This is a genomic window from Collimonas antrihumi (assembly GCF_018304965.1).
Classification (GTDB): Bacteria; Pseudomonadota; Gammaproteobacteria; order Burkholderiales; family Burkholderiaceae_D; genus Collimonas; species Collimonas antrihumi.
The window spans coordinates 252,348-271,099 of the sequence record NZ_JAGQED010000002.1; the positions used below are offsets into that span (position 1 = coordinate 252,348).

An 18,752-nucleotide genomic window follows, 5' to 3' on the forward strand; every position below is an offset into this window, starting at 1 on the left:
GTCTAAGTCAGGTTTCAGGGTTTTGTTGCAAGCCTGGATTGCCGCTTGCGTAAGCCGGCAATGATGCCGCGTCCCATGAAATATTCAGTCAGCCTGGTTTTCTGATGCGGCAGCAACTGGCTGGCGGCTATCAACTCCGGCCATGCTGACAAGGCTCTCTTGCAGACATCGGAAATAACCTGGCGCAGCGGCGGTTCCAGCATGCCGCTGCGATTGGCGAAGGCGCGCAGGGTCTGCGGCGACAGGAAAGACCTTTTGGCCTGGCCCTCGGCAAATTTGAGGGCGTGGCCGCTGCCGTTCAGGTACACGCTATATGCCACCACATCGTAGGCCGGTGAGAATTCAATCTGGCCGGCAGCCAGGTAGCGGATGCCGAAATTTTTCAAATGGGCGTCGTAATTGCCTATCAGTTCGTTGACGGTGATACGGCGCAGCAGTTCATGGCAGGCGGCTTCACCCAGCCCCGGGACGGCCTGCATCACCAACGCCATGTCGGCGTAGGTGGCGCCGGTATATTTCTTGTCGGGATCGACACCTAGTATCTGGCAAAAATCTTCCACGTGCAGCCGGCCCGGCTGATCCCGGTCGAATCTTTGCACGGCCAGGAATTGCTGGTTTTCTTCTGCGGCATATGGATGCCCGGCCATGATCGCCGCCAGCGGCTGCAAGCTGGCGCTGCACACGGTAACGCCGGCAGCCCGGGCCAGTTGCAACGACAGATGTTCGACCTCCGGCAGATGGTCGTATTGCGCGGTTGGCAGCTTGCCGATGATATGGGCGTCTTTATGACGGGTGCGGCTGACATACCTGCCACCTTCCTGGATCAGGGCCAGCTTCGGCTGCATGCCGGAAATCGAGACGCCGTCCACCAGCGGCGCCGCTATCACGCTTTCCTCTATTGCTTCCTGGTCCTGGGTCACCAGGCGGGTCATCATGGACCGTGTCAATTTGGTCGGGATTGCTCTGACTGCGCCCGGCAAGTCGCGGCCACAGGCAGCCAGCAGTTCGAAATGATTGTCTTCCGCGCATTGGCGTTCAAGCGCAATTTGCTTGCGCAGCACGCCTTCCGGCAACAAATTCTGGAAGAAGGCGGGCAGCCGCATCTGGCCGGGCGAGTTGAAAATCGCCGCCAGCGGGTTAAGCAGTAAAGCCATATCTTGTTGAGGTGTGGCTGCGCGCATCGATAGCGACAAGGTCGGCCGCTGCGGATCCTGAGCATAGGCGGGGTCGACCTGGAAACGCACCATGTCGCCATACTGGAACAGAACGCCAACCTGGCGATCCGCCACGAAAATATCCAGTGCGCTCAAGTTCATTGAACATTCCTTTCGTTCCTTTTCTGTGCCAGCGCTGCCGCCACCAGGCTTTGTACTTCTTCTTCAGCGGGCGGCTTTGCCGCAATCGAGGCAGCCAAGGCTTTAGGCAGCAGCATTACTTCCAATCCCAATTGATCGGCAATCGTCATCAAGGTGCTCAGGCGAGGATCGTTCTTTCCAGCAAGAACGCCGCGTATTGTTACCGCCGTCAATCCGCTGTTGCGGGTCATGGTGATGACCGGTAGCGCCAGTCGGTCTTTGGCTTGCCGGAGGACGGCGGATAACTCACTTAAGGTTTTCATGGGATTAGTAAACTATCTTTTATGTAATTAAGAATAGTATAGTATCTTTTTCTTAAAGAGATAGTTAAATATCTTATAGTTAAATAAGGATATTTAACTATCTCTTTGTAAATATTTGCGTCAGGCAAAAACCTTATAAGCATTGCCGAAAACCTTCGTTTTACAAGTCGCTTGAATCGATTAACTTGGCGCAAAGCCTGAGTAGCTTCGTCATCAGTTTCGTCACTCGGTTTTGTCCTTTAGCCGATTCAATCCACCAGGAGGGTTTGCATGATCGCTCACATTTTCAAACGTTTGCCAGTATTAGCGGCAGCTTCAATCATCGCGGTGTTGGCCAATCAAGCCTGGTCAGCCGAACAGGAAGTCAATGTCGCTTACCAGACGGTGGTCGAGCCAGCTAAAGTCGCTCAGGCTGACGGCGCGTATGAAAAGGCCAGCGGCTGGAAAATAAACTGGAAAAAATTCGATAGCGGCGCCGACGTCATTGCGGCGGTAGCTTCCGGCGATATCCAGGTGGGATATGTCGGCAGCAGTCCGCTGGCAGCGGCGGCGACGCGTGAGTTGCCGATCGAAACCATTTTGATCGCTGCTCAGATCGGCCAGGCCGAGGCGCTGGTGGTCCGCAACGGCAGTGGCATCAATTCGGCACAGGACTTGATCGGCAAAAAGATCGCCGTGCCATTTGTTTCAACCACCCACTATAGCTTGCTGGCGGCGCTCAAGCATTGGGGCGTTCCTGCATCCAAGGTGCAGATCCTGAATCTGCGGCCGCAGGAAATTACCGCGGCATGGCAGCGCGGCGATATCGATGCCGCTTATGTTTGGGATCCGGCGCTGGGCAAGGTCAAGGAATCCGGTAAAGTCATGACCGATTCGGCCGAGGTGGCCAAGTGGGGCGCGCCGACTTTCGACGCCTGGATCGTGCGCAAGGATTTTGCGCAAAAGCATCCTGATTTTGTGACTGCCTTCGTCAAGGTAACCGGTAAAGCCTATGCCGATTACCGCAGCCACGGCGCAGACTGGAAAGCCGGTTCACCGCAATTCGAGAAAATTGCACGGCTGACAGCTGCCAAGCAGACCGACATTGCCGAGTTGTTGGCCGGTAGCGGCTTCCCTACGCTGGCCGAACAGGGACAACTGCTGAGCGGTTCAACCGTCAAGGCGCTGGCCGCGACTGCCGGCTTTTTGCAAGAGCAAAAGAAAGTGGAGCGTGTATTGCCGGATTACCAACCCTACGTCAATCCGGCATTTGTCAAGCAAGCCGCGCTTCAGTAAGGAATCCACATGATTCGTCTGCAATCGGTGAGCGTGGCGTATCCAGGCGCTGCGCGGCCGCAAGAAGTCTTGCGCGATCTTTCGCTGGATCTGCACGAAGGCCGGTTTACGGTGGTGATCGGCGAATCGGGCTGTGGCAAGACCACTTTGCTCAACCTGATCGCTGGTTTTCTAAAGCCAAGCTCGGGTTTGGCTAGCATCGATAACGTACCGATTGCCGGACCAGGCGCCGAGCGCGGCGTAGTGTTCCAGAGCGATACCTTGCTGCCTTGGCAAACGGTGCAGGAAAATGTGGCATTCGGGCTGCGCCTGGCCGGGCAATCGCCGCAACAACGCCAAGTCAGGGCGCGCGAATACCTGGCGCTGACCGGACTCCAGGATTATGCCGACGCTGCCATTTGGGAATTGTCGGGCGGCATGCGCCAGCGTGTCAGCCTGGCGCGCGCATTGGCGGTAGATCCACGCTTCCTGTTGCTGGATGAACCGTTGGGTGCACTTGACGCCCTGACGCGCGAACAGATGCAGGAGCATCTGCTGCAGGTCTGGAAAGCATCGGGCAAAGGTATCTTCATGATTACCCATAGCGTCGAAGAAGCTTTGTTCCTGGCGACCGACCTGGTATTGCTGCGTGCGCGGCCGGGGCGAGTGGATAGCGTGCGCCAGCTTGGATTCGGAGCCCGCTTTGCCGCCGGCGAGTCGGCACGCAGTATCAAGTCAGATCCGGGTTTCGTCCGCTTGCGCGAGGAAATCCTGGAGCAACTGCTGCATCCGCAAGCACACCATGACTCCCGTGAGGATGCTGTATTGGAGGACACGTTAGCATGAGTGAATTATCTGTCACGTTTTCGCCGCTGGAATATGAGTTGCAACCGGAGCCGCCGGACTACGCAACGTCACTGTCGTCGGCCCCGAAAATCAAAGCCGGGCACGCCATTTCCGAACGCAGCATCACCTTGCTGACAGTGGCAGCTTTACTGGGTCTGTGGTGGCTGGTCACCACCCTTGCACTGGTGCCGCCACTGTTCCTGCCGTCGCCATTGGCGGTATTGCAAAAATTCAAGACTGTGGCCATCGACGGTTTTGTCGACGCTACATTGTGGCAGCATGCCTTGACCAGTGTCACCCGGGTATTTGCTGCGTTGCTGCTGGCTATCGTCAGCGCCATCCCGGTGGGCATCCTGATCGGCTTGAGCCGCCGTGCACGTGCGGTATTCGATCCCTTGATCGAGTTTTACCGGCCGATCCCGCCCTTGGCCTATTTGCCGCTGATCGTGATCTGGTTTGGCATCGGCGAGCTATCCAAGGTGCTGTTGATCTACCTGGCGATTTTTGCGCCGCTGGCTATTGCTACCCTGCATGGCGTACGTCGCGTCGATCAAAACCGCTTGCGGGCGGCGCAGACGCTGGGCGCTTCGCGCTGGCAGCTGATCCGTTTTGTCATCTTGCCATCCGCAGTGCCCGACGTGCTTACCGGGATTCGGATTGGCCTGGGCGTCGGCTGGTCGACCCTGGTGGCGGCGGAATTGATTGCTGCTACGCGTGGCCTAGGTTTCATGATCCAGTCGGCTGCGCAATTCCTGGTAACCGATGTCGTGATCATGGGAATCCTGGTGATTGCCTTGATTGCATCGGGCTTTGAATATGGGCTGCGTTGGCTGCAACGCAAATACGTGCCATGGGAAGGGCGCGTATGAATCTATAGTCAAAGTAACCTCGGTGGCAGCGGATACCAGGCGGGTCAGGATTAGTCGTTTCGTCCCGACTTCTTGCACAATCCTCCAAATCTGCCACCGGGCCGCGCCGCGTCGGATCGAAAAATAGTAGACTCGATCAAACGCTGTGAAAGGCTGGAAATGAATAATTCAGGATCAATGCAAGAGGCTGCCGCCGAGCAAGCGGTATCGCTGCAGCAAGTTGAGTTGGCGCGCCTGATTGCGCAATACGCCGCCACCGAAGGCATACACCAGACGGCGATTGCGCCGCTCTACCTGGCGCGGCTGTCGCAACCTTCGGTGCCTGCCCATGCTGTGCATAAACCGGCTTTGTGCATCATTGCCCAGGGACAGAAGCAAACCATGCTGGCAGACGAAGTCTATATTTATAATCCCGCCCAATATCTGGTGGTCTCGGTTGACTTGCCGGTGACGGGGCATGTGACGCAAGCCACGCCAGAGCAGCCTTATCTGAGCTTGCGGCTGGATCTTGATCCGAAGGAGATTGGCGATCTGATCATGGCGGGTGAGGGGCACGTAAAAAAAGCCGATCTGCCGGCACGTGGCATGTTTGTCAGCAAGGCTAATTCCAGTCTGCTGGATGCGGTGCTGCGGCTGATACAGTTGCTGGCGACTCCGCAAGATATCCCAGTGCTGGCGCCGCTGGCGATACGGGAAATCCTGTATCGGCTGCTGCAGGACGAACAGGGCGGCATGTTGCAACAGATCGCCATGTCTGACAGCCAGGCACAGCACGTGGTCAAAGCGATCGAATTGATCAAGCGCGATTACCGGTTGCCGCTGCGGATAGAAAATCTGGCGCGCGAAGCGAACATGAGTTCATCCTCGCTGCACCATCATTTCAAGGCAGTGACGGCGATGACGCCTTTGCAATACCAGAAGCAACTCAGGCTACAGGAAGCGCGCCGGCTGTTGTTTGCGCAGGTCGGCGACGCCGCCACGGCAGGGCATCTGGTCGGCTATGAAAGCCCGTCGCAATTCAGCCGCGAGTACAACCGCATGTTCGGCTCGCCGCCGGCGCGCGATGTTGCACGCTTGCGTGCAGCTGGTGCTACTGGCACCGCTGCAGTCGGCAGCCCCGCTTAAGCATATCTGCACACCCGTAAAACGCAGGTTTTAAATAAACCGCATCTTGAAAGTCTTGCCCTTGATATTGCCGCTGCTAAGCCTGCCAAATGCCTGCTTGGCAATGCGCTTATCCAATGCCACGTAGGTGACGAAATCAAAGACGCTGATCTTGCCGACCTGTTCCTTGACCAAGCCAACATCGCCGGTCAGCGCACCCAGCAAATCACCCGGGCGCAGCTTGTCTCTTTTACCGCCCATGATGCATAGCGTCACCATGGGCGCCGTCAACGGTTCGCCGTAGGCTGGCTCCAGTTCTGCCAGGTCGAACCAGCTGACCGGGCCTTGCTGGTAGTCCTCGATCAGCTTGACCCATTTCTTTTCATTCGGTGCGCATAAACTCAGCGCCAGTCCGCGTTCCTGGCCGCGGCCGGTGCGGCCGATGCGATGGATGTGGACTTCGGTATCCTTGGAAACGTCGACGTTGATAACCGCTCCCAGAGTCTGGATATCGAGGCCGCGGGCGGCAACGTCGGTCGCTACCAGCACCGAACAGCTTTGGTTGGCGAAAAGTACCAGAATCTCGTCACGTTCGCGTTGTTCCAGTTCACCATACAGCGCCAGCGCGCTGAAACCTTGTGCACGCAGTTCGTCGGCCAATTCACGGCAATGAATCTTGGTATTGCAAAAGGCAATCGTAGACACCGGTTTGTAGTGATTCAACAGTTGCGCTACAGCGGCGTTGCGGCCTTCGTAAGAGACTTCGTAAAAGCGTTGTTCGATGCAACCTGTATCGTGCTGTGCCTCGACTTTGACTTCAACAGCATCGCGCAGGAATTCAGCACTGGCCTTGCGGATGTCGTCCGGATAGGTGGCGGAAAACAGCAAGGTCTGGCGCCGTGCCGGGCAGGCGCTGACGATACCCGAGATTTCTTCATAAAAGCCCATGTCGACCATGCGGTCGGCTTCATCCAGCACCAGCGTTTGGACTGTGCCGAGGTTGATGCTGCCGCGGCCGATGTGGTCGCGGATACGCCCTGGCGTGCCGACGATGATATGGGCGCCATGCTCCAGCGAGCCGATTTGCGGCCCCATCGGCGTACCGCCGCACAGGGTCAGGATCTTGACGTTGTCGGCAAAGCGCGCCAGCCGTCGCAGTTCCTTGGCGACCTGGTCCGCCAGTTCGCGCGTAGGGCACAGCACCAGGGCCTGGATCGCGAAGTAGCTCGGGTTGAGTTTATGCAGGATACCGATGCCGAAAGCGGCAGTCTTGCCGCTGCCGGTCTTGGCTTGGGCGATCAGGTCGCGCCGCTCGAGGATGACCGGCAGGCTCTGCGCCTGGATCGGGGTCATTTCGTGATAACCGAGGCTATCCAGGTTGCTCAGTAATGCCGGCGCCAGCGGGAGATTGGAGAATGAGGATGTTTTCACGATGATGTAGTCGCCAGCTTAAAAGGGAGGGAAGTCTAACAGGTGGGCAGGCTAAGGGCCACAACGGCGTGCTTGTCAAAATGGCTACCATGATCGCCGTGATTCGGATTATTGCTCATACAGTTCCAGCGGCAAGGCATCGGGATCGGCGAAAAAGGAAGTCATGACTATACCTGACCTATCCCGCTCAAGCCTAGCAATGCGCCGGCTGCCAGAATCCATAGCGGATGCACCTTGCTCTTGTAGGCCAACAGCGCACAAGCCGCAGCGATGACCGCCAGGCCCCAGGTACGGGTCGAGGCTGCGGTGATCAAGGCGGCGCTGGCGCCCACCAGGCCCACTGTCATCGGCACCATGCCAACCTGCACCACGGCCCGCCAGGGTTTGTCCTTGAAACGTTGCCACAGATGCAGGACTACGCCGGTAAGTATCGATGACGGGCCGAATTTCGCCAGGCTGGTGACCAGGACGCCGGGCCAGCCTGCAACATGCCAGCCGACCAGCGTCACCACCATCATGTTCGGCCCCGGCGCGGCTTGTGCCAGGGCGAACATGGCGCTGAATTCCTGCGGTGACATCCAGTGATGGATATCGACCACCTGGCGTTGCATTTCCGGCAATATGGTGTTGCCGCCGCCAAACGCCAGCAACGACAATTGGCTGAAAATCGTGGCAAGAGCGAGCAGGGTATCGGTCATGACGGCAGTTTCCAGATGGCGATGATGCTGAGCGGCGCCAGTATTAGCATGGTCGGCAGCAAAGGCAGACGTAGCAAGCCGATGGAGACAAAGAACAAACAAGCAATCAGAAGGGGCACGGGCTTTTTCAAGATCGGCATCAGCATTTTCAACGCCATCGCGATCAACAAGCCGGAAGCTGCCGCGGCGAGGCCGGCAAACATGTGTTGCACCGGGATATTGTCCTGGAAGCGCTGGTAGATCACGCCGAGTGCGATCACAACAGCCGACGGCGCAGCAATCAGCCCCAGCAGCGAGGCTAGGGCGCCAGCTACGCCGCGGAAATGCAAGCCTATCGCCACCGATAGATTGATGATGTTGCCGCCCGGCAGACACTGGCACAGGCCAAGCATGTCGGTGAATTGCGCGGAGGTCAGCCAACGGCGCTGCTCAACGATCATGCGCCGCGCCAGCGGCAGCACGCCGCCGAAGCCGATCATTCCCAAGGTCAGGAAGCCGACGAACAATTCACGCGTGGACGGTGCCTCGTACGCGCTATTTTCGATGGTGGCGATGGATTCGATGGATTCTGTAGTCATAGAGCAGTCATAGCTTAAACATTGGCGACGATAAACAATCTTTTGAACGGTAATAGTGTGACGCCATTCGCGCGTTGCGGATATGCCTCACGCATCGCTTCTGCATAGGCAGCGCGGAAGGCTGGCCGTTTATCCTCCGGCAACGCGTCCAGATAAGGCCGCAAGCTGGTGCCGGCGGCCCATTCCACGACGGCGTCCTCGCCGCGCAAGGTATGCAGATAGGTGGTTTCCCAGATGTCCAGCTTGCTGCTGCGCGAACGCAGCAGGTCGTAGTAGTTTTCCGCTGTCAGGATAGACGGATGCTGCGGTACGCCCCGCAGATAGGGCGCAAACGATGGCGACCTGGCTATTTCGGCCTGCATCAGCCGCAAGGGAGCATCGTGCATGGCCGGCATCTGCAGCGCCAGCCAGGCGTCGTGGCGCAAGAACGACAGTAGCCTCGGCAGCAGGGTGGGGTGGTCGGGCAGCCATTGCAGCGCCGCATTGGAATAAATCACATCCAGCAATCCATCGGGCTGCCATTGCGCAAGATCGGCACGCTCAAAGCGACAGTCCGGGACTGCTGCGGCCGCCGCTGCCAACATGTTTTCCGAGCTGTCGACGCCAAGCACATCGGCGTCTGGCCAGCGCGCCTTTAACAAGGCCGATACGTTGCCGGTGCCGCAACCGAGATCGACCACCCGTTGTGGCTCCTGCTCGGGAACGTAAGCCAGCAAATCGAGGGCGGGGCGCAAACGTTCATTGCCAAAATGCATATATTGCTTGGCATCCCAAAAATCGGTAGTTGTATCCATGTTATCTCCTAGGAATTATCACAAGGTCGCGCGTTCAGGTAATTTCCAGGCCGCCCCAGTTGAAGTCTGTCATCGCCGTGGAAAAGTTGATGAATATTGATTCGATAGATGCATGTTACAGAAATCCGAAGATCATACGAATCGACTTTTTTACTTCCTTGTTGTGATTTATAATCACAAGCATGTCTCGTAAACTCCCTCCTTTGCAAGCGTTGCGCGCATTTGAAGTCGCGGCGCGTTTTGAAAATTTCTCGGCCGCTGCCGAAGAGTTGCATGTGACGCACGGTGCGGTCAGTCGCCAGGTGGCGGCGCTGGAGACCTGGCTCGGCATGCAGGTGTTCCACCGTCTCGGCAAGCGCGTGCAACTCACCGACGATGGCCGGCGTTATTTGCTGACGGTGCAAGCGGCTTTCGACAATATCGCGACGGCCACCAAACTGTTGCGTGAATCCGGCACGGTGCGGGTGTTGCACATCAATGCTTTGTCGACCTTCGCCATGCGCTGGCTATTGCCGCGCCTGAGCGGTTTCCAGCGTCTGTATCCGGGAGTTGAACTGAAATTGTCGACCTCCACCTCGCTACAGCCTTTGGGCGAAGCCGGAGAACTGTTCGACGTTGCGATTCGACGCGGCCCGGGGCATTGGCCGAATTGCGTGAGCGGTGAATTCCTGGAAGAAAGCGAATTGCCGGTTTGTAGTCCGGCGCTGCTGGCGCGTGCACCCATCCGGGTAGCCAGCGACCTCGCTGCGCACACCTTGCTGCACTCGGATACGCGGCCGGAGGCCTGGCCAAAATGGCTGGCGGCGGCCGATGTGGCGCCAGCCTTGTGCAAGAAGAAGCAATCGTTCGACCATTTCTATCTGGCCTTGCAGGCAGCCATTGACGGGCTTGGCGTTGTACTGGGGCCGTTGCCGTTGATTACCGATGAGCTGGCAAGCGGCCGCCTGGTAATTCCACTAGCCGAACCGGTGATTCGCGCCAGGAGTTATTGGTGGATAGTGGCGCGCCATCAAGCTGATGTGCCGCTGATCAAGCATTTTTGCGATTGGCTGCAACAAGAGTCGCTGCGCTGATCAAGATTTGGTAAAGGGGAAATCAATTCCGGTAAATATTGATGCATTAGTGATGCATAATGGCAACTGCAACTTTGAACTCAGATCAATTTACATAAAAAATAAATGAGGAGACAAAAGTCATGCGCCTTACCCGGTTCAACCGTCTTTCGACATTTCTTGCAGTTACATTAACCGGCCTGGCGCTTAGCGCCTGCGGTGGCGGCGGCGACGCCAGCCTGACGTCGCAATCGAAAAAAATTACCGCCGACGGCGGCGTATCGGCGTTTTACCAATGGAACGGAGCAGTTCCCGGTACGCCGGGCATCTTGCTGCAGCAGGAAGCGCTGCCGGCCAATCTGGTGCTGCCCAATGCCGCGCAAGGCATCCGCATCCTGTATAGCTCGACCGACGGCGATGACGGTAAAAGCGCGATCTATGTTTCCGGCGATTTGCAACTGCCTAAGGGCACGCCTCCCGCCGGTGGCTGGCCACTGATTGCCTGGGCCCATGGCACCGTCGGCGTGGCGGATGTCTGCGCGCCTTCGTGGACAGTGCGCGATCCGCGCGATGTCGATTATCTCGACGCCTGGCTGGCGCAAGGCTATGCGGTGGTATCTACCGATTATCAAGGGTTGGGAACACCCGGTCTGCATCCATACCTGCACGCGCGGCCCGAAGCCTATAGTGTGCTGGACAGCATCCGGGCAGTGTCGAAAGCGTTCCCGCAACTTTCCAGTTCCGTGGTGATCGTCGGCCAGTCCCAAGGAGCGCAGGGAGCGATTGCAACCGCGGCCTACGCGCCTGTCTATGCGCCGGAAATCAAGTTGTTGGGAACCGTGGCGACCGGCGTTCCGTATCAGTTGCAAAGTGTGCTGGCGTACCTGAACGCGCTGACGGCGCAAGTGCCCACCACCGGTTTTACGTCGGTGTTGGCGACGCTGGAATCGTATGCGTGGCTGGGTTACGCCACAGCGGAGAGAGTGGTGCCGGGTTTTGTGCTGTCCGATAACCTGACGGCCAAGGGCAAGGCGTTTTACTCGGTGGTGGCGACGCAATGCCTGGGGCCGATTGAGGATTACATCACGCAGAACAAGCTGGTCACTTCCGATATATTCAACGGCGATGTCACCAGCTGGGCCACGCAAACCTTGCAGTCGGCCAATTATCCGACGGTAAAATTCGCGGCGCCGATGTTCGTCGGCACCGGAACCCTGGATACCGATATTCCAACCGTAGTCCAGTATCAGTTCGCCAAAGACGCTTGCGCTGCCGGCAGCACCATTGAGCAGCATTATTATGTCGGCCAGGATCACGACGGTACGGTGCTGGCATCGCTGGCAGATTCAAAGCCGTTCGTGCAGAAGCTGTTTGCAGGCCTGCCGATCACCTCGAATTGTGCGGCGTTGACGCCACCGCCGTAGTTTGAGAGATTCGGGACAGCATCAAGACTGAGGCTTAAGATTGCGGCTTAAGATTGCGGCTTAACCACCAGGTCCATGCGGCGTTGAATCCGCGCCTGTGCTTCGCTGTCGGCGGCGGCGCGGGCGCGCTGCAGTTGCACGCCTAGCCAGGCTAGCAGCGGACGGCGCCAGCCTTGGGTAGAGGCGGTCTCGGTAGCGTTGCCGATATCGGCTGGCGTCAGGCGCCCGCTTTGCAACAGTGCGGCCGCCGCTACCAGGCGCGCCAGCGGGTCTTCGATATCGCCGATGCGGCCGCCGCTGACCACGGCTCTATGTTGAGGTGGCAGCAAACCGGCATCCAGTCCTTGCCAGCGGCCGTTCAGGTAAGCCGCATAACTGCGCTCGCCGGCATCGGCATCTTGCGCCAGCGGCTGAAACCCGGCGCAATTGTCAAACTCCAGGCTGGCCGCACGCGTGGCGCAGCGCGTCAGTTCAACCCGTGCCACCAGATCGGCGCGACCGGTACTGGCGACGGCATCGCGGGCGCGCGCAAACTCCAGGTCGGCGACGCGCGTATTGCCACTGAGATAGGCTGAGGAAAAACTTTGCATAGAGCCAAAGGCGTTGCCTTGCCATTCAGGCGCCGGCGGCTTGCTGCTGCAGGCAATTAAGAGTGCAGCCGGCAAGGTGTATAGCAAGGTGGATGCTAAGGTTGAAAATGCGGCGGTCGATATCTTCATGGCAGTTTGAGGTCCGTATTGCGGGCGAAAGGCCATTTGCGGTTGATCTCGTCTACCAGCTGCGTCACTTTACGCAAACTGGCATCCACTTCGGCACGCAGTACGCCCAGGTCGTTGCTGGCGATACGCGCATTGCTGCCCACCGCTTGCGCCTCGGCCAGCACTGCATCGACCTTCTTGAGACTGTTGCGGGCGTCGCTCAGTACGCCGTTGAGCTGGACGATGGCGGCTTGCGCATCATCCATCACGCCGCGCTGGCCGGGCTGGCCGAATACGCGTTGGTCGGCCTTGGCCAGCAGCGCATTGACGCGATCCAGCGTGGCGATGATTTTCTTGGCATTCTCGTCGCTGCCCAAGGCGCCGCCTAAAACCCCATATTGCCCGGTCAGGCGGCGCGTCACGGTTTGCATGTTCGCCAGGCTGGTGTTGAGGCTTGAGTCGGCGGCGGTGATGGTTTCCAGATTCACCAGCAGTTCCCTGGCGGTCGCCACCAGGCGCGGAATTTCTGCGGCCGTATCGCCGCGCAGCACCGTGCGTTCCGAGTCAGGTGGTAATAGCGGGTCGTCGAGGACGCCGCTAAAGGCGCGGATGCGGGTATCGCCTACCAATCCGCGCTCGAGTGTGAAGACACTGGTGGTGCGCAGCCAGTTGGCGTCTTTGCGCGGAACATCGATCAAGATGCGCGCCTTGCCGTCAGGGCCTAAATCTATGCGCTGCACACGGCCGATAGGAAAGCCGGAAAAGGTCAGGTCCATGCCGACCAGCACGCCCTCGGAATCGTCTGATATCAGCACCAGGCGCTGAGTGCTTTCGAACACGCCGCGCGCATACATCACATACAACACAAAACTGCATATCAGCGCCGCCATCAGGATCAGCAGCAGCAACGCCTTGAATTCAACGTGGGCGGGCGGCGGCGGAGCGGAGGGCGAAGGGACAAGAGGAGAATCGGGGGCAGTTGCCATAGTCGTCTTCCGGGTTAGATATATTTCACTGCGAGCGCTCCGACCTCGATCAGAACCAGCACAAACAGCAGCCGCGTGGCGCCTGGTTGTAGCGGCGATGACAGCCTGGTATTGCAGCGCGCGGCTTCAAGCACCGCCGCCGTAGGAATAACCGCTACTGCAAGTCCGAACACCAGGGTTTTCAGTCCGAAGCCCAGCGTCACTATCGGATCAAATACGCGGCCCACGGTGCGGGTGTAGTCAAGCAGGCCCCAGGGACTGATGCCGTAGACATTGATATAAGCCAGCAGCAAGACGATCACGCCGCTCACAGTCGCCAGGCTCAGTACTGAAAAGACGCTGGAGATAGCACGCGGCACCAGATCCCGCTGCAATTGCGCGATGTCCGGCCCGGCGCTGTTTTGTGCGGCAAGCGTGCTGTTAAAAGCCAGGCCGGCGCGCAACGCCACGAACAACGCGGCCGACAGCGGTATCAATTCCAGCACCAGCACGCGCACCATCATTTCCAACGCGTAACGCGACAGGCCATAGCTCAGCGCGGTGACCAGCACGATCCGGATCAGCACCAGGCTGAGCAACGTAGACAACAAGGTGAACCAAGGCAGGATTTGCCACGTGCTGGTGTAGATATAGCGATAAGTCGCGTTGCGGTTGGCCCGATGATAGGTGGACGGCGAAAGCGCCATGACCAGTGTAATGCCGGCCAGGTGAAGCATGTGCCACCAGCTGCTTACGGTACGCAAGACAGTCACGGCCCATTGCTCTGGTTTCAGGTAGCGGGATGAGGTTGGTTGCATGGGGCAATGATAACGCAGCAACGCTGGCAACAGGCTTTGCCTGCGGTGTTTTTTCGGCAAAGTCCGGGTTCAGGGCCAAGGCGCGGGCGTAACCGGCAGATACTGCGGTTCAAAGTCTTCCGGCGCGTGCGCTTCCAGTTGAGTGTGCAAGCGGGCGCCGAGCAACAAGTTGATTTCGTGTTCGGTGGCGCTGAAGTCGGCAGTGTTCAATGGCTGGTCGGGTACAGGCCAGTTGTCCATGGCCCATTTCCTGAATTGTTCGAAACGTGTAACCAGTTCCTTGCTGTAGTCGTCGCGTGCCTTGTCTTGCGAAGTCTGGCTCATGGCTTTCTCCGTGCAGTCGTATCGTGCGGTCTGGCGTATTTCATGGTTGGGGCCCGGCGATATTCCTGCTGAATATCGGACAGCGACCGGACAGCATCTGATAGTCATATAGGATATCACGGCCGCCTGTTTCATTTTTGTGTGATCGTGGCTAAAGCGACTTCTCCGCAATGAGGGTCAGCAGGTCGTGCCAGGACTTGCTGAACGATTGCGCTCCTTCCAGCTGCAGTTGAACCGCAATCGCCACAATATCCACATCAGCCAAGGCAAACGCGGTAAGTACTTGCTCTGCATCACCGCCATCCTCATGCATGACACCGTTCAAGCCGCCGAGCTGCGCCAAGGCGTGCAAGGTTTTTTCCGGCATGGTATTGACGGTATGGGGAGCCGCGAGCGCTTCGATGTAATAGGTTTCCGAAATCTGCGGGTCTTTGCTGCCTGTGCTGGCCCACAGCAGGCGTTGAGACAAGGCGCCGGCCAGGGCGAATCTATGCGCATCCGCGGAAGCAAGGCGTTCCCGATAGGTCTTGTAGATTTGCCCGGAAATCGCCAGGCCAAGGCGATTATTCAATTCGCCTGAAATTTTGCCCGCCACCGCTTTATCCCAGCGGCTGACGAAAATCGACGCCACCGAATTGACTTTTGGATCAAGGCCGGCCCCTATCCTGCGCTGAATGCCGCGCCAATAAGCATCGGCTGCGGCAATATATTGTTCGCGCGAAAATAGCAGTGTGACATTGACCGGGACACCGGCGAAGATGGCTTCTTCGATGGCTGGGACGCCAGCCTCGTTACCTGGAATCTTGATGAACAGATTGGGGCAATCCGCCAGGGCATGCAGCCGCTTGGCCGCTTCGATGGTGCCCGCCGTATCGTTGGCCAGCAGCGGTGATACCTCCAGGGAAACCCAGCCGTCGACACCGTCGCTGGTTTCAAAAGCAGGGCGAAACAGAGCCGCGGCGCGCTTCAAGTCGTCTATGGCCAGTTCAAAAAACAGCGCCTCGCCGGATTTCCCTTCTTTGGTTTTTGAGTGGATGGCTTGGTCATAGGCTTTGGTATTGCGAATCGCCCGCTCAAAGATGGTGGGGTTGGAGGTCAATCCGGTCACGGAAAAATCCACACAATAGCGTTGCAGCGTGCCGCTGTCCAATAGTTCGCGCGTAATATTGTCCAGCCACAAACTCTGGCCAAATGCATGTAATTGGGTAGTTGCGTTCATGGAAACCTCTACAGTTTGGAAAAATCCTGGGTGATCAGGTCGGCAAAATGTTCGACGGTAATGTCTGCCGGCTGGCAGGCGGCGACAATTTGCGGATCGCGTGCGTAGTGACCCTGGCGCGGAAATACCGTGGTGAGCTTCTGGCCCCAACTGTGTTTCATGGCGGCCAGTATATTAAGCTTGTCGTCGATCATTACATAGTGGCGCGCCGGATATTGGCGGGCGACAGCGTCCAGCATATCTTCCTTGTGGACATAAATCAGCACCCGGCCATCCATGACTCGCCACAGGCCGGAACGTTGGATTTTGCGTGGCTGGAAAATGACATCGCCATCCGATAAAATCACCGTGCGGCCCCATTGGCGGAGATGGACGATGGCGTCCAGCACTCCTGGATATATCAGATCGGCGAATGGGTAATCGATGAGAAAGGCTGACATCAGCAATACTCGGGCATCGTCCATGTGGGCCACTCGATAGCGTTGCATCGCACCCAGATAATCGATGTAGCCAAGTTCGGTGCGCAGTTGCTCGAGAATGGTGCGATAGCGATCCCGGTTGTCAGCGCCGAACTCTTGTTCGAGATGCAGCATCAGCTCGTCGCGCAGCCTGTCATTGTCGAGCAGGGTATTGTCGACATCAAGCAAGAAAACTATTTCATCCGGCGCTGCCATTGGAATCCTTGGTAGGTGCGGGGTCATGCCAGCCGCCGTCGCCTGAGGGGATGTCCGCGGCTTGCAGCGGTCCCCAGGTTTGCGCTTCATATACCTCTAGAGGGACGGTGTTGCCGAGAATCGGCGCCACGGTGCGCCAGGCCGCTTCGATGCTGTCATAACGTGCGAACAGCGAGCCGTCTCCCTGGATGGCGTCGCCGAACAGGCGTTCATAAGGTGACATTTCAACGCTGTCGTGATGCTGGGCCAGCAGTTCCACTGCTTCGCCAAGCATCGCTTCGCCTGCCAGCTTGACGCGTGCACCTAAAGAAATCTGGACTTCGGGGCTGATCCGGAAACGGAAATAGTTGCCATGTCCTGTTTCCGCAGCATCAAAGATGGGGTGATGCGGCGATTTGAGCGTTACCATGACCTCGGTTGCAGTCAGTGGCAATTGTTTACCTGCACGGATATAAAACGGTACGCCTGCCCAGCGTTGATTATCGATATCCAGGCGCAGGGCGACGAAAGTCTCGACTGCGGAATCGGCCTGCACACCGGGTTCTTCCAGGTATCCGTGAAACTGGCCGCGCACGGCCTGAGCAGGGGAAATCGGCCGCATGGCCCGGAATACTTGCAATTTCGCGTCGCGTATGGCGTCTGCATGGTGGTCGGCCGGCGCATCGGTCGCCAGCAGCGCCACTACCTGCAGCAAATGATTTTGCACAACGTCGCGAATTGCCCCCACGCTTTCATAAAATCCGCCACGTCCTTGCACGCCAAATGATTCCGCCATGGTGATTTGAACATTTGCCACATGGTCGCGGTTCCAGACCGGTTCGAGGAAGCTGTTTGCCAGGCGGAAGTAGAGTAAATTCTGGACCGCTTCCTTGGCGATGTAATGATCGATACGAAATATGTCCGGCGCCGGAAAGGATTGCATCAGCAACTGGTTCAAGGCTTGCGCTGACGCCAGGTCGCGGCCAAACGGCTTTTCCACAATGACCCTGCCGTTTTTTGCGCACCTGGAGCGATACAAGCCTCTGATGACGTTGTCAAACATTTCTGGCGGAACGGCGAGGTAGTGCAGGGGGTGGTTTGCGCCTGCCAGCGCTACTCGGAGGCGTTGATAGGTGCTGTTGTCCAAATAGTCGCCGCTCAGGTATTGCAGCCGTGCCGAGAGTTTTTTAAAGGCGCCCGCATCCAACGTACCATGTTGTTCAATACTATCCCGCGCCCGTGCGATGAATTGATCGACGCTCCAGTCTGACCTGCCGAGGCCGATGACAGGCATGTCGAGATGGCCGTTGCGGGTCAGAGCCTGCAGGGCTGGAAAAATCTGCTTGTAAGCCAGATCGCCGGTGGCACCGAAGAAAACCAACGCGTCTGACACGGGAGAATTCATGTTTGACTTCGTCCGATGGGAGCCGGCTGCTCTGCGTTACTGCCGAATAACGTTTGTCCTGCGGATCTGGCCGACCTGTCCTTTTTCTCAGATCCGATTGGCATCGGCACGATTTCCCCCTGTATCAACTGCCTGCCGCTGAAGTCCAAAGACTGCTGACGGGGCGAGTCGAAACGCGCGTTTGGAGGCGGGAAAGGATACATGCTCAAGTTAGCTGAAAAGCTTGGTGTGTCGATTAACGGATCACGTTCCGGCGAGCGGAGCATTACCTGGAACATTTCGTTGCCGTAGGCGAGAATGAAGAAAACATAAGGAACCCCGCGGCTTCCGTCTTTGCGTCTGATAAGCAACACATTGATTTTGTCATTTGGCATCAGGTCGAGAGCGAAGGTGTGCATGACGGGAAACTCCAACGCCAGGCTATTCCGGTGGTCGCGCGTCCTGATCCAATGAAGCGCATGTGCGAAGTTCGGCATTTCGTTATCTGGTATCACGGACAATCCCATTTTTACGAAAGCTGTCAACACGGCAAGGAGCGTGTAGGGGTCACGCTGCAACATGACTTGCCGGGTGTGCAGGTCAACCGCAAGCGTCGGGTCATCTTTAAACTGGCTTGTCGCCAAGCTGCTGATGTCGTCATATCCGATGTGCCAGGCGGCACGCTGGTGCCTGATGACAGACACACCATTTTTGCCTCTGATACGCGCCAAAGTGCGCATAGGTTTGGACCAGTTACCAAAATCGCTTTCTATTCCGCTGCCAAAAAAAGCATTGCATTCATCGCATTCATAAGCGGCAAACAGGCTCTTGTTACCCATTGATTCAGGCAGTGCATGTGCAGATAGACGGAAACTGACCTCAGGAGCTCGTTTGGCGCAGAAGCGGCACACGCGATTCCCCTGATTACCGAGGATAATTTCTTTACCCGGTTCCACTACCCAACCGGCGATCTTCCGATAGTTCTGACTATGGAAGGAGCGTGCCTTATCGATGGAATTCATC

The 18,752-nt window shown here is 57.6% G+C and carries 20 protein-coding genes; 6 read left to right on the top strand and 14 right to left on the bottom strand.

What is annotated here, in order from left to right; genetic code table 11:
- Nucleotides 1-14: 14 nt before the first annotated feature.
- The gene (locus tag KHU29_RS03805; RefSeq protein ID WP_211451352.1) at nt 15-1,316 is read right to left on the bottom strand and encodes a type II toxin-antitoxin system HipA family toxin; all 1,302 of its coding nucleotides are present in this window, start codon (nt 1,314-1,316) and stop codon (nt 15-17) included.
- The gene (locus KHU29_RS03810) at nt 1,313-1,618 is read right to left on the bottom strand and encodes a helix-turn-helix domain-containing protein (protein ID WP_211451353.1); all 306 of its coding nucleotides are present in this window, start codon (nt 1,616-1,618) and stop codon (nt 1,313-1,315) included. Before KHU29_RS03810 ends, KHU29_RS03805 begins: the two co-directional genes overlap by 4 nt.
- 270 nt (nt 1,619-1,888) lie before the next feature.
- On the opposite strand from KHU29_RS03810, the gene tauA reads away from it, so the two are divergent.
- The 4 genes from tauA to KHU29_RS03830 all read left to right on the top strand — a co-directional run bounded on the left by tauA (nt 1,889) and on the right by KHU29_RS03830 (nt 5,712).
- Nucleotides 1,889-2,893 carry a taurine ABC transporter substrate-binding protein gene (tauA, locus tag KHU29_RS03815; protein ID WP_211451354.1) on the top strand — a complete coding sequence of 335 codons (1,005 nt, stop codon included), beginning with the start codon at nt 1,889-1,891 and terminating at the stop codon, nt 2,891-2,893.
- A gap of 3 nt (nt 2,894-2,896) precedes the next feature.
- On the top strand, nt 2,897-3,718 hold the full coding sequence (locus KHU29_RS03820; protein ID WP_425514444.1) for a taurine ABC transporter ATP-binding protein: 822 nt from the start codon (nt 2,897-2,899) through the stop codon (nt 3,716-3,718).
- Nucleotides 3,715-4,587: a taurine ABC transporter permease TauC gene (tauC, locus tag KHU29_RS03825; RefSeq protein WP_211451356.1), complete on the top strand. Its 873-nt coding sequence runs from the start codon at nt 3,715-3,717 to the stop codon at nt 4,585-4,587. The genes KHU29_RS03820 and tauC overlap by 4 nt, the downstream gene beginning before the upstream one ends.
- 159 nt (nt 4,588-4,746) lie before the next feature.
- Nucleotides 4,747-5,712: an AraC family transcriptional regulator gene (locus KHU29_RS03830; protein ID WP_211451357.1), complete on the top strand. Its 966-nt coding sequence runs from the start codon at nt 4,747-4,749 to the stop codon at nt 5,710-5,712.
- A gap of 30 nt (nt 5,713-5,742) precedes the next feature.
- Here KHU29_RS03830 and dbpA read toward each other — a convergent pair whose 3' ends face one another.
- The 4 genes from dbpA to tam form a co-directional block, all read right to left on the bottom strand.
- Nucleotides 5,743-7,122, bottom strand: a complete 1,380-nt coding sequence (gene dbpA, locus KHU29_RS03835) for an ATP-dependent RNA helicase DbpA (protein ID WP_211451358.1) — start codon at nt 7,120-7,122, stop codon at nt 5,743-5,745.
- Nucleotides 7,123-7,289: 167 nt separating this feature from the next.
- Entirely contained in the window at nt 7,290-7,820 is a 531-nt protein-coding gene (locus tag KHU29_RS03840) for a chromate transporter (RefSeq protein WP_211451359.1), read from the bottom strand.
- Nucleotides 7,817-8,398 (bottom strand): chromate transporter, encoded by a 582-nt coding sequence (locus KHU29_RS03845; protein WP_211451360.1) that lies wholly within the window; start codon nt 8,396-8,398, stop codon nt 7,817-7,819. Before KHU29_RS03845 ends, KHU29_RS03840 begins: the two co-directional genes overlap by 4 nt.
- A 14-nt stretch (nt 8,399-8,412) precedes the next feature.
- Nucleotides 8,413-9,192, bottom strand: a complete 780-nt coding sequence (gene tam, locus KHU29_RS03850; protein WP_211451361.1) for a trans-aconitate 2-methyltransferase — start codon at nt 9,190-9,192, stop codon at nt 8,413-8,415.
- Nucleotides 9,193-9,374: 182 nt separating this feature from the next.
- Here tam and KHU29_RS03855 point away from each other — a divergent pair, with 182 nt between their 5' ends.
- On the top strand, nt 9,375-10,265 hold the full coding sequence (locus tag KHU29_RS03855) for a transcriptional regulator GcvA (protein WP_211451362.1): 891 nt from the start codon (nt 9,375-9,377) through the stop codon (nt 10,263-10,265).
- 122 nt (nt 10,266-10,387) lie between these two features.
- Entirely contained in the window at nt 10,388-11,668 is a 1,281-nt protein-coding gene (locus KHU29_RS03860) for a lipase family protein (RefSeq protein ID WP_211451363.1), read from the top strand.
- Nucleotides 11,669-11,715: 47 nt separating this feature from the next.
- Here KHU29_RS03860 and KHU29_RS03865 read toward each other — a convergent pair whose 3' ends face one another.
- From KHU29_RS03865 to KHU29_RS03900, 8 genes are all read right to left on the bottom strand, one after another.
- Complete coding sequence (locus KHU29_RS03865) at nt 11,716-12,387, bottom strand: hypothetical protein (protein ID WP_246541452.1); 672 nt, start codon at nt 12,385-12,387, stop codon at nt 11,716-11,718.
- Nucleotides 12,384-13,352: an MlaD family protein gene (locus tag KHU29_RS03870; protein ID WP_211451365.1), complete on the bottom strand. Its 969-nt coding sequence runs from the start codon at nt 13,350-13,352 to the stop codon at nt 12,384-12,386. Before KHU29_RS03870 ends, KHU29_RS03865 begins: the two co-directional genes overlap by 4 nt.
- A gap of 14 nt (nt 13,353-13,366) precedes the next feature.
- Entirely contained in the window at nt 13,367-14,149 is a 783-nt protein-coding gene (locus KHU29_RS03875; RefSeq protein WP_211451366.1) for an MlaE family ABC transporter permease, read from the bottom strand.
- Between the two features lie 69 nt (nt 14,150-14,218).
- Entirely contained in the window at nt 14,219-14,473 is a 255-nt protein-coding gene (locus KHU29_RS03880; protein ID WP_211451367.1) for a hypothetical protein, read from the bottom strand.
- Nucleotides 14,474-14,624: 151 nt separating this feature from the next.
- Nucleotides 14,625-15,692, bottom strand: a complete 1,068-nt coding sequence (gene tal, locus KHU29_RS03885) for a transaldolase (protein ID WP_211451368.1) — start codon at nt 15,690-15,692, stop codon at nt 14,625-14,627.
- Between the two features lie 8 nt (nt 15,693-15,700).
- Entirely contained in the window at nt 15,701-16,393 is a 693-nt protein-coding gene (locus tag KHU29_RS03890) for an HAD family hydrolase (RefSeq protein WP_246541454.1), read from the bottom strand.
- Nucleotides 16,350-17,750, bottom strand: a complete 1,401-nt coding sequence (gene zwf / locus KHU29_RS03895; RefSeq protein ID WP_211451369.1) for a glucose-6-phosphate dehydrogenase — start codon at nt 17,748-17,750, stop codon at nt 16,350-16,352. Before zwf ends, KHU29_RS03890 begins: the two co-directional genes overlap by 44 nt.
- Nucleotides 17,747-18,751, bottom strand: a complete 1,005-nt coding sequence (locus KHU29_RS03900; RefSeq protein ID WP_211451370.1) for an HNH endonuclease — start codon at nt 18,749-18,751, stop codon at nt 17,747-17,749. Before KHU29_RS03900 ends, zwf begins: the two co-directional genes overlap by 4 nt.
- Between the last annotated feature and the right edge of the window lies 1 nt (nt 18,752).

Excerpts from the sequence above, each read along its gene's own strand:
- KHU29_RS03805 (WP_211451352.1), bottom strand. The coding sequence starts at position 1,316 with ATGAACTTGAGCGCACTGGATATTTTCGTGGCGGATCGCCAGGTTGGC.
- KHU29_RS03810 (WP_211451353.1), bottom strand. The coding sequence starts at position 1,618 with ATGAAAACCTTAAGTGAGTTATCCGCCGTCCTCCGGCAAGCCAAAGAC.
- tauA (WP_211451354.1), top strand. The coding sequence starts at position 1,889 with ATGATCGCTCACATTTTCAAACGTTTGCCAGTATTAGCGGCAGCTTCA.
- tauC (WP_211451356.1), top strand. The coding sequence starts at position 3,715 with ATGAGTGAATTATCTGTCACGTTTTCGCCGCTGGAATATGAGTTGCAA.
- KHU29_RS03830 (WP_211451357.1), top strand. The coding sequence starts at position 4,747 with ATGAATAATTCAGGATCAATGCAAGAGGCTGCCGCCGAGCAAGCGGTA.
- KHU29_RS03840 (WP_211451359.1), bottom strand. The coding sequence starts at position 7,820 with ATGACCGATACCCTGCTCGCTCTTGCCACGATTTTCAGCCAATTGTCG.
- KHU29_RS03845 (WP_211451360.1), bottom strand. The coding sequence starts at position 8,398 with ATGACTACAGAATCCATCGAATCCATCGCCACCATCGAAAATAGCGCG.
- tam (WP_211451361.1), bottom strand. The coding sequence starts at position 9,192 with ATGGATACAACTACCGATTTTTGGGATGCCAAGCAATATATGCATTTT.
- KHU29_RS03855 (WP_211451362.1), top strand. The coding sequence starts at position 9,375 with ATGTCTCGTAAACTCCCTCCTTTGCAAGCGTTGCGCGCATTTGAAGTC.
- KHU29_RS03860 (WP_211451363.1), top strand. The coding sequence starts at position 10,388 with ATGCGCCTTACCCGGTTCAACCGTCTTTCGACATTTCTTGCAGTTACA.
- KHU29_RS03865 (WP_246541452.1), bottom strand. The coding sequence starts at position 12,387 with ATGAAGATATCGACCGCCGCATTTTCAACCTTAGCATCCACCTTGCTA.
- KHU29_RS03870 (WP_211451365.1), bottom strand. The coding sequence starts at position 13,352 with ATGGCAACTGCCCCCGATTCTCCTCTTGTCCCTTCGCCCTCCGCTCCG.
- KHU29_RS03875 (WP_211451366.1), bottom strand. The coding sequence starts at position 14,149 with ATGCAACCAACCTCATCCCGCTACCTGAAACCAGAGCAATGGGCCGTG.
- KHU29_RS03880 (WP_211451367.1), bottom strand. The coding sequence starts at position 14,473 with ATGAGCCAGACTTCGCAAGACAAGGCACGCGACGACTACAGCAAGGAA.
- tal (WP_211451368.1), bottom strand. The coding sequence starts at position 15,692 with ATGAACGCAACTACCCAATTACATGCATTTGGCCAGAGTTTGTGGCTG.
- KHU29_RS03890 (WP_246541454.1), bottom strand. The coding sequence starts at position 16,393 with ATGACCCCGCACCTACCAAGGATTCCAATGGCAGCGCCGGATGAAATA.
- zwf (WP_211451369.1), bottom strand. The coding sequence starts at position 17,750 with ATGAATTCTCCCGTGTCAGACGCGTTGGTTTTCTTCGGTGCCACCGGC.
- KHU29_RS03900 (WP_211451370.1), bottom strand. The coding sequence starts at position 18,751 with ATGAATTCCATCGATAAGGCACGCTCCTTCCATAGTCAGAACTATCGG.